Source organism: Virgibacillus necropolis (assembly GCF_002224365.1).
In the GTDB taxonomy this organism is placed as follows: Bacteria; Bacillota; Bacilli; order Bacillales; family Amphibacillaceae; genus Virgibacillus_F; species Virgibacillus_F necropolis.
The window spans coordinates 4157391-4170967 of the sequence record NZ_CP022437.1 but is presented as its reverse complement, the minus strand read 5'-3'; the positions used below and the strand labels follow the sequence as shown (position 1 = coordinate 4170967).

19 protein-coding genes are annotated in these 13577 nt (G+C 36.2%); 16 read left to right on the top strand and 3 right to left on the bottom strand.

Going from position 1 to position 13577, the window contains the following annotated elements; all coding sequences use genetic code 11:
* Nucleotides 1-48: 48 nt before the first annotated feature.
* Both CFK40_RS19865 and CFK40_RS19860 read left to right on the top strand, forming a co-directional pair.
* The gene (locus tag CFK40_RS19865; protein WP_089534087.1) at nt 49-528 is read left to right on the top strand and encodes a PH domain-containing protein; all 480 of its coding nucleotides are present in this window, start codon (nt 49-51) and stop codon (nt 526-528) included.
* Nucleotides 518-1951 carry a PH domain-containing protein gene (locus CFK40_RS19860; protein WP_227001831.1) on the top strand — a complete coding sequence of 478 codons (1434 nt, stop codon included), beginning with the start codon at nt 518-520 and terminating at the stop codon, nt 1949-1951. Before CFK40_RS19865 ends, CFK40_RS19860 begins: the two co-directional genes overlap by 11 nt.
* 83 nt (nt 1952-2034) lie before the next feature.
* On the opposite strand, the gene CFK40_RS19855 is transcribed toward CFK40_RS19860, so the two are convergent.
* Together CFK40_RS19855 and CFK40_RS19850 are read right to left on the bottom strand one after the other, a co-directional pair.
* Nucleotides 2035-2190, bottom strand: coding sequence for a YqaE/Pmp3 family membrane protein (locus CFK40_RS19855; RefSeq protein ID WP_089534464.1), 156 nt, complete (start codon nt 2188-2190; stop codon nt 2035-2037).
* Between the two features lie 324 nt (nt 2191-2514).
* Nucleotides 2515-3279 carry a rhomboid family intramembrane serine protease gene (locus CFK40_RS19850; RefSeq protein ID WP_089534086.1) on the bottom strand — a complete coding sequence of 255 codons (765 nt, stop codon included), beginning with the start codon at nt 3277-3279 and terminating at the stop codon, nt 2515-2517.
* 150 nt (nt 3280-3429) lie between these two features.
* On the opposite strand from CFK40_RS19850, the gene acpS reads away from it, so the two are divergent.
* The 3 genes from acpS (at nt 3430) to CFK40_RS19835 (ending at nt 5738) form a co-directional block, all read left to right on the top strand.
* On the top strand, nt 3430-3786 hold the full coding sequence (gene acpS / locus CFK40_RS19845) for a holo-ACP synthase (RefSeq protein WP_089534085.1): 357 nt from the start codon (nt 3430-3432) through the stop codon (nt 3784-3786).
* 176 nt (nt 3787-3962) lie between these two features.
* Nucleotides 3963-4109, top strand: a complete 147-nt coding sequence (locus tag CFK40_RS19840) for an NAD(P)H-hydrate epimerase (RefSeq protein ID WP_089534084.1) — start codon at nt 3963-3965, stop codon at nt 4107-4109.
* A gap of 609 nt (nt 4110-4718) precedes the next feature.
* A complete protein-coding gene (locus CFK40_RS19835) occupies nt 4719-5738 on the top strand; it encodes a LolA family protein (RefSeq protein ID WP_089534083.1) in 1020 nt (339 codons plus the stop codon).
* 84 nt (nt 5739-5822) lie between these two features.
* Here CFK40_RS19835 and CFK40_RS19830 read toward each other — a convergent pair whose 3' ends face one another.
* Nucleotides 5823-6149: an STAS domain-containing protein gene (locus CFK40_RS19830; protein WP_161493910.1), complete on the bottom strand. Its 327-nt coding sequence runs from the start codon at nt 6147-6149 to the stop codon at nt 5823-5825.
* A gap of 163 nt (nt 6150-6312) precedes the next feature.
* On the opposite strand from CFK40_RS19830, the gene alr reads away from it, so the two are divergent.
* The 11 genes from alr (at nt 6313) to CFK40_RS19775 (ending at nt 13476) form a co-directional block, all read left to right on the top strand.
* The gene (alr, locus tag CFK40_RS19825; RefSeq protein ID WP_089534081.1) at nt 6313-7452 is read left to right on the top strand and encodes an alanine racemase; all 1140 of its coding nucleotides are present in this window, start codon (nt 6313-6315) and stop codon (nt 7450-7452) included.
* A gap of 170 nt (nt 7453-7622) precedes the next feature.
* Nucleotides 7623-7907 (top strand): CopG family ribbon-helix-helix protein, encoded by a 285-nt coding sequence (locus CFK40_RS19820; RefSeq protein WP_089534080.1) that lies wholly within the window; start codon nt 7623-7625, stop codon nt 7905-7907.
* A gap of 4 nt (nt 7908-7911) precedes the next feature.
* Nucleotides 7912-8262, top strand: a complete 351-nt coding sequence (locus CFK40_RS19815) for a type II toxin-antitoxin system PemK/MazF family toxin (protein WP_089534079.1) — start codon at nt 7912-7914, stop codon at nt 8260-8262.
* A gap of 185 nt (nt 8263-8447) precedes the next feature.
* On the top strand, nt 8448-9317 hold the full coding sequence (locus CFK40_RS19810; RefSeq protein WP_089534078.1) for an RsbT co-antagonist protein RsbRA: 870 nt from the start codon (nt 8448-8450) through the stop codon (nt 9315-9317).
* Nucleotides 9318-9321: 4 nt separating this feature from the next.
* Nucleotides 9322-9678: an STAS domain-containing protein gene (locus tag CFK40_RS19805; RefSeq protein WP_089534077.1), complete on the top strand. Its 357-nt coding sequence runs from the start codon at nt 9322-9324 to the stop codon at nt 9676-9678.
* Nucleotides 9679-9681: 3 nt separating this feature from the next.
* The gene (locus CFK40_RS19800) at nt 9682-10083 is read left to right on the top strand and encodes an anti-sigma regulatory factor (protein WP_089534076.1); all 402 of its coding nucleotides are present in this window, start codon (nt 9682-9684) and stop codon (nt 10081-10083) included.
* A 130-nt stretch (nt 10084-10213) separates the two neighbouring features.
* On the top strand, nt 10214-11209 hold the full coding sequence (locus tag CFK40_RS19795; RefSeq protein WP_089534463.1) for a PP2C family protein-serine/threonine phosphatase: 996 nt from the start codon (nt 10214-10216) through the stop codon (nt 11207-11209).
* A 102-nt stretch (nt 11210-11311) separates the two neighbouring features.
* Nucleotides 11312-11641, top strand: a complete 330-nt coding sequence (locus CFK40_RS19790) for an STAS domain-containing protein (protein ID WP_089534075.1) — start codon at nt 11312-11314, stop codon at nt 11639-11641.
* A gap of 2 nt (nt 11642-11643) precedes the next feature.
* Nucleotides 11644-12117 carry an anti-sigma B factor RsbW gene (gene rsbW, locus CFK40_RS19785; RefSeq protein WP_089534074.1) on the top strand — a complete coding sequence of 158 codons (474 nt, stop codon included), beginning with the start codon at nt 11644-11646 and terminating at the stop codon, nt 12115-12117.
* Nucleotides 12089-12880, top strand: a complete 792-nt coding sequence (gene sigB / locus CFK40_RS19780; protein ID WP_089534073.1) for an RNA polymerase sigma factor SigB — start codon at nt 12089-12091, stop codon at nt 12878-12880. The genes rsbW and sigB overlap by 29 nt, the downstream gene beginning before the upstream one ends.
* Nucleotides 12877-13476 (top strand): protein phosphatase 2C domain-containing protein, encoded by a 600-nt coding sequence (locus tag CFK40_RS19775; protein WP_405196561.1) that lies wholly within the window; start codon nt 12877-12879, stop codon nt 13474-13476. The genes sigB and CFK40_RS19775 overlap by 4 nt, the downstream gene beginning before the upstream one ends.
* Nucleotides 13477-13577: the final 101 nt, after the last annotated feature.

The window sequence follows — 13577 nt, the reverse complement described above, 5'->3', positions numbered from 1 at the left end:
CGATAAATCGTATATACAAATAGAAATTATAATAGGGGGGGAATCACAATGCGGCAACCACCAATTAATACAATAGCTGATGATGCAATCAAGGCTTGGAAAATATCCGCAATTATATATATTTCTATCTTGTGGATAATCATTGTTGCAGGACTTGTAATATCGATTATTTTTAACTTTCCATTGTGGTATACGGTAATTGGAAGTTTAATAAGTGGTCTTTTGCATTACCTTTTTGTTTATCTATTGCCAAAGGTAAGGTGGAAGCGCTGGCGTTATGAAGTTTTTGAACAAGAGATTTACATCCAACACGGAATTATAATTGTGTCTCGAACGCTCGTGCCAATGATTAGGGTGCAGCATGTTGATACAAAACAAGGACCGATATTGAAAAAATATCAGTTGGCTAGTGTAACCATTTCTACTGCGGCAACAACTCATGAAATTCCTGCACTGTTAGAGGAGGATGCAGCTAGTCTTCGTGATCGAATTTCTGCACTTGCAAGGGTGAATGAAGATGATGTCTAAAAAACAAAGACTCCACCCTGCAGCGATATTTTTTACTTTGCTCAAAACGATTAAAGAATTGGTTTTTTCAATTGGAGTTATTGGTTTCCTTGCTTTTAAAGATGCAGGACTTATCTATTTTCTAATTGGTACAAGTGTATTAATTCTAGCTGTGGTAGTGTTTAGTGCTTTGTCTTGGTATCGTTATACATATCGTCTCGAGGAGGGAGAGCTTCGAATCGAATATGGGATATTGATTCGAAAGAAGCGCTACATTTCGAAAAATCGTATACAATCTATTGACCTAACACAAAATATCGGACACCGTATTTTTAAGCTAGTTAAGGTGAATATTGAAACTGCTGGAAGCGGAGTTGGAACGGAAGCATCATTAAAAGCAGTAAAGTTAGAAATGGGTGAGGCGCTAAGAGAAGAATTAAAAACAGTTCAAAAGCCGATAGAAAATGATGAACGTAACGAAGGAACCAATTACAACTTACCTAAACAAAAAATAACCACTAAGCGTTTATTTTTAGCGGGAACAACATCAGGTAGTATTGGAATCCTTTTTGTGATTATGACGTTTTTATTTTCAGAACTTGAACAATTTATTCCGGATTCATATTATGAGAATACATTTCAAACCATTATTAGTTTTAGCATTATAATTATTGCGGTTCTTATTTTGGCCTTACTGTTAATTCTCTGGTTACTCGGTATCGCTGGGACAATGATAAAGTTCGGAAAGTTTACTATTACAAAAAATAATGAAGAACTTTTTATTACTCGTGGCCTATTGGAGAAAAAACAAACTACTATACCAATACGTCGAATTCAGGCTGTAGGTATTGATGAGAGTATACTACGCCAACCGTTAGGATATGTAACAGTGTATGCAGAAGTAGCCGGTGGAACGATTGAAAAAGGCGAGGATTTTTCGACAATACTTTTCCCTATAATGAAAAAGTCAGAAGTTGATGGTTTTCTAAATAAATTTCTACCTGACTATGTGTCTAATAGAAATGATCTTATTGGATTACCAGAGAATGCAAAAACATTTTATATAATACGATCTACCATACTACTGCTTATAGCACTCATTGCCATGCTGTTTTTTATCCCGCAGTTTATTTGGGTGCCAACTATATTACTGCTTATTTGTTTGTACATGGGTCTATTACGTTATAAGGATGCAGGCTTCCGAATTGATCATGAGCAACTTACTTTACGGTACCGTGTAATAAATCGGAAAACGATCATTCTATTTCATAAACGTATTCAATCCTTTGAAAAGAAACAACATATGATACAAAAAAATGCTTCTCTTGCAACAATCAAAACATCTATTGTTTCAAAGTTTGGCACTGGGAAACATTATAAAATAAAGGATCTGGCAGTAGAGGATATTATGGAATTAACTTCTTGGTATTCTTATCGCGATTAGAACCTGAAACAGTAATAGTTGCAACAATAAAAAGCCGTTCTTTAGAATCACATTCCAGAACGGCTTTTTTGCTAAACAATGTATCACGACTTTTTTGATCCATGGACAACAAACATAGCATGAATCACTCCTGGTATCCATCCAATAATCGTTAACAGTACATTTATCAATACTTGAATTGGCCTTCCCGTCATTAATACAGCGACTGGCGGGAGAAGAATGGCTAATATATATAACAACATAAGCGTATTTGTCTCCTTTTTAAGTAAGCATTTGTTGAAAACCCTTTTATCTACATCATTACCCATAATAATAGAATCGTAAAAATCCCTATCAGCGCAATACCACTTATTTTGATTAAAAGGTCGATTATCTTTTTTCTCTTAGTAATCTCCTTCTAATTTACGAATACTATGTGATAATAAAGGATTTTCTCTTGAATTATATATATAGTTCCCCCATCACAGTTTTTTAAAACGGGAATTGTTACATGTATCATTTAAAAAAGATAAGGAAATGAATCCTTATCTTTTAATAAACTTTATAGAGGATGTTCAAAACTTTTATAGAAACCTTCCGAAGATGCCGAGAACTACAAGAAATACGAAGGCAGTCCAAAGTACTATTTTTAATACATTTTTGTTGGCCCGTTTTTTCTGCCATCGGTTGGGATCAAATTGTACAGAACCACTATTATTTCTCCTTTGATTTCGCCATACGGAAAATGGTTGCGTGTTTGCTAGCACTAATGGCCCGAGTGCAAGTCCTCCAAGAAACCCAAATAGATGTGCGGAAATGTTAATACCTGGTCGTATAAAGGTCATGATTAAACCAATCACGAGAATTGTTACCACGATTCGGGCATTTTGACTATCGATTAAGTGTTTGCGAAAGAGCACCATGAAAAGATAAAGGCCAAATAAACCATAGATTGAGCCAGACGCACCAACATAGGTGGTGAAATACGAAGCTGGTTCAATTATGTATGTTCCTAAGTTACCTGCTAATCCAGCTAATAAATACGTAATAATGAATTTAGGTTTTCCTAACATTTGTTCTAGTGCTGGTCCAAATAATACCAATGCAAGTGAATTAAAGAGTGCATGGCTAAGGCCAGCGTGAAGGAAAATGGATGTGAGTAACCGCCAATACTCTCCTTGCTGGATGTAAAAGTTATTACCCACACCCCATTGGTAGATTATATTTCCAATGGGTAATGATAAAATATTAACTAGTAATAATAATACAATGTGAATAATTACGATTGTTGAAACAATAGGGTAAAAGTGAATAAATTCTTTTAAACTTTTTTCTGATCGTATAAACATTGGAAGCCCCCGTCGGATGAATTTTTGAAATACGTAACTTTTCGGGTATTATTAGTATAATAACGTTTCATACATAGTATGACCATAAAAAAGATAGGAAACTAACAAATTATAATTAAAATTTACAAGCTTTGGAAAGGATTTCACAAAATGATAAAAGGAATTGGAATCGATATTATTGAATTAAAGCGAATAAAAAAGAGTATAGAGAAAAGCAATCGATTAGTAAAACGAATTTTAACCAACCGTGAACAGGCAACCTATGAAAATTTAACCAGTGTGTCACGTCAAGTGGAATTTATCGCAGGTAGGTTTGCAGCTAAGGAAGCTTTTGCGAAAGCAACAGGGACGGGCATCGGAAAGTTGGGTTTTCAAGACATAGAAGTGACATCCGCTAAATCGGGAGCACCAATTCTCCATGTACAAGGTTTTGAAGGTTATACAACCTTTATTTCGATTACGCACAGCAAAGAGTATGCTGTTGCACAAGTAATTATAGAAGAATAGGGGATTTTGCATATTCGGAGAGTTTGTCTCATATATTTTAGTGCGGGTAGAGGAAATGGTAATGTTTATAGTCACCGCAAAAAAAGATGTACGATGTAGACAGTTATGCCCATAAGAATAATTGGGTATGACGGAAAACTATTGATGGAGAATGCTGGTAGCTAGTAGCGAGAAAAATGAAATCGATCCTTTCTGAACATGACAAAGTTTGTATTTTAGTTGGATCAGGAAACAATGGGGGGATTAAGTATGTAATTGCCAGAATGTTGCTAAATGAACAGATGAAAAAAGGAATGCATGGTATCAAAGGGATCTTTTTGTAACTTATCTATACAGTAGGTGCATCCTGTGCAAATAACGCCATGGGAAACGATTTCGATTGGCATTCCATCGCTCGTTTCTTCGGTGTGTCAGAAAAGGATACATGGAAGAAAAGTTTTTAAAGAAAATCTACCAGAACGAAACACATTCTAAAGCATAATGGCAAGCAAGGTAAAGGGTTAGCTATAGGGTAGGTAGTTTAGAATTGTAATGACTGCAAAGGCTATTCTGAGAGCGGGAGCCAGATTACTAACAATTTGTACGCCTGAAGAAGTAATCAGTCGAGTAGTTAGTCCCTGCCAGTTTAAAAAGCAGCGTTTCTAGTACTTCCTTTAAGATGCTAATCAGGGATCATCACGTGGTAAGAATGATGCATTGGTAGTTGAATTGCCTTGGACGTGAGGAAGGGACATATTGCTAGCCAACGATATTGTGACAAATGCTGAGCGGAAATGGCGATGTTTTCAGGAATCATCTTTTCAATGGTCATTCATATTCCGATTTGTTAGCCATAGATGTAATCAATGGTTTTCCATTTGTTTTTCGTACAAGATGTTAAGTGGTGACTACATTTCTTTTTCCTTGGAATCGAGACAAGGGGAGATATGTCCATGAAAAAAAGTATCAGTATTTGGTTAGCACTTGCCATAGGATTGGTTTTATTACTTTCCGCTTGTGGGGAAAAGTCACAAGAGGATGTTGTACAGAAGTTAGATGAAAAGCTTGAAGATATGGATGGTTACAAAGCAACAGCTGAAATGAAAATGGATACTGGTCAGGAAAGTCAGATGTTTAACATTGACATTTGGCACAAGAAAAAGGATTTATACCGTGTTAAATTAACAAATGATCAAGACGAAAAAGGAAGTCAAGTAATTTTAAAGAATAAAGAGGGTGTATTTGTGTTAACGCCTTCGTTGAATAAAAGTTTCAAATTTCAGTCGGAATGGCCAGAAAATGGAAGCCAACCTTATTTGTATAAATCACTAATAAATGATATTAAAAAAGATAGTGATTCCGAATTTAGCTCAACCGATTCACATTATGTGTTCAAAACAAAGACAAACTATCAAAGTAATAATAACCTTCCATTTCAAGAAATTTATTTTGATAAAAAGACCTATGCACCTGTACTTGTGAAGGTAATGGATAAAGATAAAAAAGCAGTGGTAGAAGTTAAATTTACAGATTTTAAAACAGATCCTAGTTTTAAAGAAGATGACTTTTCGATGGATAAAAACATGAAAAGCAGTACTACTTCAGATGTGCCTGTATCTGCTGACGCAAATTCCGATACATTTACACTTGCGTTCCCATTAAATACTGCTGGTGCTGAGTTAACTGAACAGAAAACAATCGAGCTAGAAAATGGTAAACGTGTCATTATGACATTTGAAGGTGAGAAAAACTTTACGTTAATTGAAGAGACAGCGGAAGTTTTACCGACAATGGCTTCACCACAGGCGGTTGAAGGCGAGATCGTGAACTTAGGATTCGCTGTTGGTGCATTGTCAACGAACTCCATTGAATGGCAAAATAATGGAATGAGTTTTTATTTAGCGAGTGATGATTTGACGAGAGAAGAATTAATCGAAGTAGCTAAATCTGTACAAGGTAAAGAAATTAAATAAAATCTCAAGCAGACTCACAAAAGAAAGGGGGTCTGCTTTTTATTTTTCCCACTAGCCAATCAGGTTTAATGGCGCTAAGTTGTTTTACCTGGAAAATTTAAATCCTAAGGAAGTTAGAGCTTGCTCAAGATTTGCACAGTATGTTGCATTATTTAAGTCCCCGAATGAAGAGGCCTTTAACGCTAATTCGGGATGTATTCCTGTAAAGACTGTGTCTACACCAAGCAATTTCAACGTATTTACCGTATATAACAATGCGTGGACACCCTCTGATTCAATAGCATGTACCCCTGACAGGTCAATCACTAGATGCTCTAATTTCAGTCTTTGGCTTTCCTTTAAGACAACCCCCGTAATCATTTCTGCACGACTTTGGTCTATTTTTCCAATGATAGGTAAGGCTGCAATCACCCGCTCTTTCTTTTCTATAATTTCGTCTACTGGGTATAGCTATTATTATTGCACTTGATTACTCATTTTGGCAATTCTTATTTTCTTAATTAATTGACAGGTAAAAGCGATAACGGAATAATAGAATGGGTGAATTAGAAGAAACGGAAGGAGATAGGTTGTTGTGTCAGACATATTTTACCGTCCAACATGGGCGGAAATTGACCTAGATGCCGTTGCTTATAACATAAAACAAATGAAACAAAAGCTATCCTCGAGTAGTAATATATTTGCTGTTGTGAAAGCAAACGGATATGGCCATGGAGCTGTTAAAGTAGCTAGGGCTGCCCTAGAGGCAGGTGCAAGCGCTCTTGCTGTAGCTCTCTTAGAAGAGGCATTGGAACTACGTCATTCAGGAATTAATGCACCGATTTTGGTATTAGGGTGGGTTGCGCCGGATTATGCAAAAATCGCGGCTGAACACGATATCACACTTACATTTTTTCAAAAAGAATGGCTACAAGAGCTACAATCACATATGTTTTCAAAAAAATTGAAGCTTCATATGAAGTGGGATACTGGAATGGGACGGATTGGTATTCGAAAAGATGAAGAATTACAATCCCTTGTTTCGGCTCTTAAATCAACCGAAAAAGTCCAGTTAACAGGCATATATACCCATTTCGCTACAGCGGATGATACAAATTCAGCTTACTTTCATGAACAACAGAAACGCTTTCAGCAGTTGTTAGAAGTGTTTGAAAAGCTGTGGGATGCACCAATTGATATTCACATTGGGAATAGTGCTGCTTCGATTCGTTTTTCTTCAGAGATGTACGATTACATCCGCTTTGGTATTGCTATGTACGGGCTATATCCTTCAGAAGATGTACGAAACGAGAAGTCAATTGATTTAAAACCATCTTTTTCACTGTACAGTCGGTTAATTCATGTAAAAAATCTTCCAAAGAACGAATCCATTAGTTACGGAGCAACTTATGTAACGAATGGTTCAGAATGGATTGGAACTTTGCCGATTGGTTACGCTGATGGATGGATACGAAAATTACAGGGTATGGACGTATTGGTTGACGGAAAACGAATGCCAATAGTAGGTCGGATATGCATGGATCAAACGATGATTTGTTTGGATAAGGAATATCCTGTAGGAACCAAGGTAACACTAATTGGGAAAAGTGGAAAAGATGAAATAGAAATGGATGAAATAGCAAATTATATAGATACTATTAATTATGAAATCCCATGTATGATAAGTGAACGTATTCCAAGGGTATATAAGAAAAACAAGTTAAACCTGTCATAATTTTATAATTCGTAAATAAGTATATATACCACGAGTAATAAATATCTAAACAGGATTCATACATTTTTTAGACAAAAATCTCTGAAATCCTTTGCAATGATAACCGTACAGTGATATTATTGAATTAAATTTGATATTGATCGTTCAACAGTTGGCGGAGGTGTATGGTTTTGTCAGAGAGCTTACAGGAGATTTTAGTACGATTACCAAAAAACCTATTAAATGAGGTGGATGGACTAATGAAGTATGATAATAGAGATCTTAGCGATTTTATCTGTCAGGCAACAAAGAATTATTTAGAGCAAAAGAAATATGACCATATTCAACAATTTCGAGAATCCATGCAAAAAGGGTATGAGGAAATGGCTCGAATTAATCTAACAATTGCCTCGGAGGCTTTTCAAGCTGAAGAGGAGGCTGAAAACACCCTTGAGCGTTCTGTGATCGGGGTGTAATAATTTGATCGTTCAACGTGGTGAAGTATATTTCGCTGACTTATCCCCTGTGGTAGGATCAGAACAGGGAGGTATACGTCCAGTATTGATCTTACAAAATGATATCGGAAATAGGTTTAGTCCTACAGTAATTGTTGCAGCAATTACTGCTCAAATTCAAAAAGCAAAGCTACCAACACATGTTGAGATTAATGCGAAGCGGTATGGGTTTGATCGTAATTCTGTGATATTGCTAGAACAAATTCGGACACTCGATAAACAAAGACTAACAGATAAGATTACAAAGTTAGACAATGAAATGATGAAAAAAATAGATCAAGCATTGGAAATAAGTCTTGGACTTAAAGACATGTAAGATCTCAAAGTGACAACCCTTGTTAAACTATTTTAGCAGGGTTTTTTTATGTTTAATACTTTAATACCGTTTATGTTATAATAAGTCAATACGATTAAATAGACGATTTTTGACGAATTATGTAAAAAATAGGTACTTAGCTATACATAAATGAAAATACAAAGAGCATAACAGGAGGCATATCAGTGGATAAAAAGTTTAAAGAAATTGCATTGACTAACAGTGACACAATTGTTCATATGTGGCTAGATGAAATTGACTCTCTAAAAGAACAAAACTATACTGCGACAGTGTCTGATGAGTTATTTGAAAGTACAAATAGGGAATTTGTAAATGTTATTTTTACTAGTATTAAAGGAGAAGGCTCAACGAAAACATTAGAGGATTTCTCTGAAAAACTAATAAACTTAGGATGGCCGTTAAGTTATATCACAGATGGTCTCCAGGTGTTTAGGCGCGTAACAGTTGAATTTATCCTAGGTCAATCTGAACAAGTCGATTCCGATTATATTTCAAACGTATTAAAGAGTGTTGATAGATGGGTGGAACCAATCATCCGCCAACTTGTGAATGAGTATTCTGGTAGCTGGGAACATATTGTATCCTTACAACGAGTTGCCTTACAAGAATTATCCGCACCGCTAATCCCTGTAATGGATGGGATTACAGTTATGCCTTTAATAGGTACAATTGACACGGAGCGAGCGAAATTAATCATGGAGAATCTACTTGAAGGGGCGATTAAGCATAACTCAGATGTTGTTTTGATTGATATTACAGGTGTACCTGTTGTGGATACCATGGTCGCGCATCACATCATTCAGGCAGCAGAAGCGGTTCGTTTAATCGGATCCACATGCATTCTAGTGGGGATTAGACCGGAAATTGCCCAAACTATTGTAAATCTTGGGATTGATCTTGGAAAATTCCCAACAAAAAGCTCCTTGAAAAAAGGTTTTCAAAAAGCATTAGAAATGACAAATCGTAAAATAGAAGATATAGAAACAAAAGACGAGGAAATTGAAACCATTTTAAATTCATTAACTGGGGAGTGATGACATGCGTATACCGATTCTGAAGTTACACAACTATTTATTAATCTCGATTCAAACAGAGCTTGATGATAATACAGCTATTCAGTTTCAAGAAGATTTATTAAATAAAATTCATAAAAGTGGTGCCACTGGTGTTGTTATTGATTTAACTTCTGTTGAAATTATTGATTCGTTTATTGCGAAAGTATTAGGTGATGTGGTTACGATGTCAGACTTAATGGGGGCAAGAGTAGTTTTAACTGGTATTCAACCTGCTGTAGCGGTAACACTAATTGATCTTGGAATTCATTTAAAGGATGTACCTACAGCTTTGGATATTGAACAAGGGTTAATTAAACTTCATCAGGAATTGGGGGTATAACGAATGAACCTTCAATCCTGTGTAAATATTAAAAAAGAGTGGGATATCGTTGGGGCTAGGCAAGTGGGTCGAGACATTGCCAGAAAAACGGGCTTTGGAACAGTTGATCAAGCCCGAATAGCTACTGCGATATCCGAATTAGCTCGCAATATTTATTTGTATGCTGGAGATGGAAAGATTTGTTTTGAAGTGATTGATACGATTAATCAAAAAGGAATCCGCATGATAGCTATTGATGCTGGACCAGGAATTAATGATATTAGCCAAGTAATGGAAGACGGGTATACCACATCAGGTGGGCTAGGCGCTGGACTTCCAGGGGTTAGAAGATTGATGGATGAATTCGATATCAAGTCTGAATTAGGCAAAGGAACAGAAATAAAAGCGATTAAATGGAAGCGGTAGCGATTACAAAAGGGTTAGGCTTATAGTGCGTGTTCAAAAAGTCGTTTATCATTTGGTGACTTTTTTGAACAAACTCTAGTTTAGGTTAACCCTTTTGTATTTTTAAAAAGGTGGGAACAGTGTGGATACGATGAAAATAGACGCTGCTAATTATAAAGATTTGTTGAAGCATTATATTGAAACACAAGATGAACAATCCTTATACGGTGCAGAACAAATAAGTAAAACGTTTATAAAAAATAATATACTACCAGAGGAAATTGTAAGCTTGCACAATCAGGCATTAGCGGAAATATACCCCGATTTATTTGTAGACTTTCAGCGTTCAATGGATTTTTTAATGGAATCTATGATTTCGTATGGTCTTGCACATCAAGAGTATCAAACACTACGCGAGAAACAAATTGAATTGAAATCTGAAATATCTGTTGCTGCAGGGATGCAAGATACATTGTTAGCCACGTCGAAGCCTGAGATAGAGGGCTTAGAAATCGGAGCTATTAGTGTCCCTGCTCACCAATTGAATGGTGATTATTACCACTTTATTAAAGGGGAAGACGGCTCACTTGGTGTGGCAGTTGCTGATGTAATCGGAAAAGGTATTCCTGCTGCTCTTTGCATGTCGATGATTAAATATTCCATGGACAGTTTCCCCGAACAAACAATGAATCCAAAAACTATTCTTGGAAATTTAAATCGTGTTGTCGAGCGAAACGTTGACCCAAGTATGTTTATTACGATGTTTTATGCACAATATAATCCCAAGGACGGGAAACTTTTATATTCAACTGCAGGTCATGAGCCAGGGTACTTTTATAGTGCTAAAACAAATACATTTAAAGAAATTGAAGCAAAAGGTCTTGTATTAGGGGTTTCAAAAGAAACAAAATATAAGCAATATGAAAGTTCCATGGAAGATGGGGATATGGTCATCTTACTTACTGATGGGGTCACAGAATGTCGCCAAGGCGATCGTTTTATTGAAAGTGAAGAAGTACTAGATATCATCAGGCAACACGTCCATTTACCAGCACAAAAAATGGTTGACCTTGTGTACAAATACTTTGAGCGACTTCAAAACTTCCAGCTCCGTGATGATTTCACTTTAATTATATTACGGAAATAAGTTTATCTTACTAATTAATCGGGTAATAAAAATTTATTGAAATGTATGAGTCAGCACCAGGTTACTAGTAGAGCTGGGCTTTAATTATAGGAGGATATGCAAATGAATTTAGTGGTTGATGTCGTAGAAGAAAATAATAAGTCAAACGTTATCCTGTCAGGTGAGATTGATGCGTATACAGCACCTAAATTAAAAGATGCCTTATTACCATTAACAAAAATAAACGGAAAAACCGTTGAAGTTGATCTAGATCAAGTTGGTTACATGGATAGTACAGGTCTCGGTGTTTTTATTAGTGCTTTAAAATCAACAAAAGAATTTGACAGTCATTTAAGACTAATAAATTTACAGGATCGTGTGTTGCGTTTATTTAAAATAACTGGCTTGGATGAAATTATGGAAATTAGTGATGGAATAAGAGGTGGACAGTAATAATGGAAAGATTTGACTTTATTGAAATGAAGGTTCCTGCAAAAGCGGAATACGTTGGGGTTGTTCGTTTAAGTATATCAGGAATTGCGAATAGAATGGGATTTTCCTATGAAGAGATTGAGGATTTAAAGGTATCCATTTCAGAGGCTATTACAAATGCAGTTAATCATGCCTATGCTGATGGTGATGGTGAGGTGACGATCGGGTTTGGTGTTTATGAAGACCGCCTAGAGATAATGGTTGCGGATCACGGAGGAAGTTTTGATCTAAACGAAATTAAGGGAGGGATTGGTCCTTATAAGCACAGTGAATCTGTAGAGACCTTACGCGAGGGGGGGTTTGGACTCTTTCTTATTAATGCCTTAATGGACAAGGTGGAAATAAACAATAATCATGGTGTTATTGTTCTAATGACCAAGTACCTTCAGGAAACAGGGGTGGATCACGATGGCAACCAAATCTCGTCCACACAATAAGGGTAGTGATGAGGTTTACCAATGGATCGAACATCTAAAAGAAAATCCTGATGATAGTGAAGTCAAAGAAAAAGTCGTTTTAACGTATAAAGATCTTGTGTCTTCTATTGCTAGAAAGTATTCAAAAAATAGTGGCATACATGAAGATCTTGTGCAGGTTGGAATGATTGGTTTATTGGCTGCTATTCGAAGGTTTGATGCGAGTTTTGGTAAATCATTTGAGTCTTTTGCAATTCCAACTATAATTGGTGAAATTAAGCGATTTATCCGTGATAAAACATGGAGTGTCCATGTTCCGCGTCGAATAAAGGAACTTGGACCGAAAATAAGAAAAGCTGTAGATGAATTAACAATTATGGATCAACGGTCTCCCTCTGTACGTGAAATTGCCGAGTACTTAGAGGTATCTGAAGAAGACATTTTAGAAACCATGGAAATGGGCAAGAGCTATAAAGCATTGTCTGTTGATCGAAAAGTGGAAGCGGACTCAGATGGAAGCACTGTAGCGATTTTGGATTTAGTGGGAAGTGACGAAAATGGCTATGATAATATAGATCAGAAAATGTTGCTTGAGAAAATTTTACCGGTTCTTACTGAAAGGGAACAAGAAATTTTGCGTTGTACGTATTTTGATAACTTAAGTCAAAAGGAAACAGGTGAACTGCTGGATATTTCTCAAATGCATGTTTCAAGGTTACAACGACGTGCACTACTTAAACTTCGCGAAGCTATTCAGTCCGAAAGTACGGAGGTTTTTGATTGAGTATAGAAGGAAGTAAAGTTGAAGTTTCCGTCTATCAAAAGGCGAAAAAAGGGAACTATTATTGTGGAGATAGTTACTTTTACACTGAAACTGAAAATGAGTTTGTCTGTGCGCTTGCAGATGGATTAGGTAGTGGCGAATTTGCGAGGGAATCATCGCAAATAGTCGTCGAAATCATTAAGAATAATATTCATGCACCGATTGAACAAATTATAAAAGAATGCAATCAAAAGCTTTCAGGAAAACGCGGAGCCGTGCTGGGTATTCTGAAACTCGACTTTGGTAGGAAACGCTATTCATTTTCCTCTATAGGAAATATTGGCGTTATAACAATCCCAGAGGGTGGAAAAAAGAAACGAAATATCCCTAATGCAGGGTATCTTGCTGGGCAACATCGTAAATTTAAGGTAGAAAATGACAACCTCGATCGAGTAATGAACTTTATTATGTTTTCAGATGGAGTTTCCGATACAGAGCTAGCACAACGCTATTTTTTAAATGGAAAAGTTAATGAGATTATTGCAACATATGAGTATAGAAAAGGCCAATCAAAAGTTGATGATACAACATTAATTGCAATCCGTTATTCTGGATAGAAGGGATCAGCGTACTATGGCTGGTCTTTTTTCGTGAGTCATTATGCTTTATTAGTGAACTTTGGTAAAATTAGTGTAGTGTAATTATGGGAGGTAGTAAG

What these genes read in the sequence shown, in the direction of transcription:
- sigB (WP_089534073.1), top strand. Translation starts at nt 12,089, where the DNA reads ATGGCAACCAAATCTCGTCCACACAATAAGGGTAGTGATGAGGTTTAC.
- rsbW (WP_089534074.1), top strand. Translation starts at nt 11,644, where the DNA reads ATGGAAAGATTTGACTTTATTGAAATGAAGGTTCCTGCAAAAGCGGAA.
- CFK40_RS19795 (WP_089534463.1), top strand. Translation starts at nt 10,214, where the DNA reads ATGAAAATAGACGCTGCTAATTATAAAGATTTGTTGAAGCATTATATT.
- CFK40_RS19860 (WP_227001831.1), top strand. Translation starts at nt 518, where the DNA reads ATGATGTCTAAAAAACAAAGACTCCACCCTGCAGCGATATTTTTTACT.
- CFK40_RS19865 (WP_089534087.1), top strand. Translation starts at nt 49, where the DNA reads ATGCGGCAACCACCAATTAATACAATAGCTGATGATGCAATCAAGGCT.
- CFK40_RS19805 (WP_089534077.1), top strand. Translation starts at nt 9,322, where the DNA reads ATGCGTATACCGATTCTGAAGTTACACAACTATTTATTAATCTCGATT.
- CFK40_RS19790 (WP_089534075.1), top strand. Translation starts at nt 11,312, where the DNA reads ATGAATTTAGTGGTTGATGTCGTAGAAGAAAATAATAAGTCAAACGTT.
- CFK40_RS19800 (WP_089534076.1), top strand. Translation starts at nt 9,682, where the DNA reads ATGAACCTTCAATCCTGTGTAAATATTAAAAAAGAGTGGGATATCGTT.
- CFK40_RS19840 (WP_089534084.1), top strand. Translation starts at nt 3,963, where the DNA reads ATGAAATCGATCCTTTCTGAACATGACAAAGTTTGTATTTTAGTTGGA.
- CFK40_RS19835 (WP_089534083.1), top strand. Translation starts at nt 4,719, where the DNA reads ATGAAAAAAAGTATCAGTATTTGGTTAGCACTTGCCATAGGATTGGTT.
- CFK40_RS19850 (WP_089534086.1), bottom strand. Translation starts at nt 3,279, where the DNA reads ATGTTTATACGATCAGAAAAAAGTTTAAAAGAATTTATTCACTTTTAC.
- acpS (WP_089534085.1), top strand. Translation starts at nt 3,430, where the DNA reads ATGATAAAAGGAATTGGAATCGATATTATTGAATTAAAGCGAATAAAA.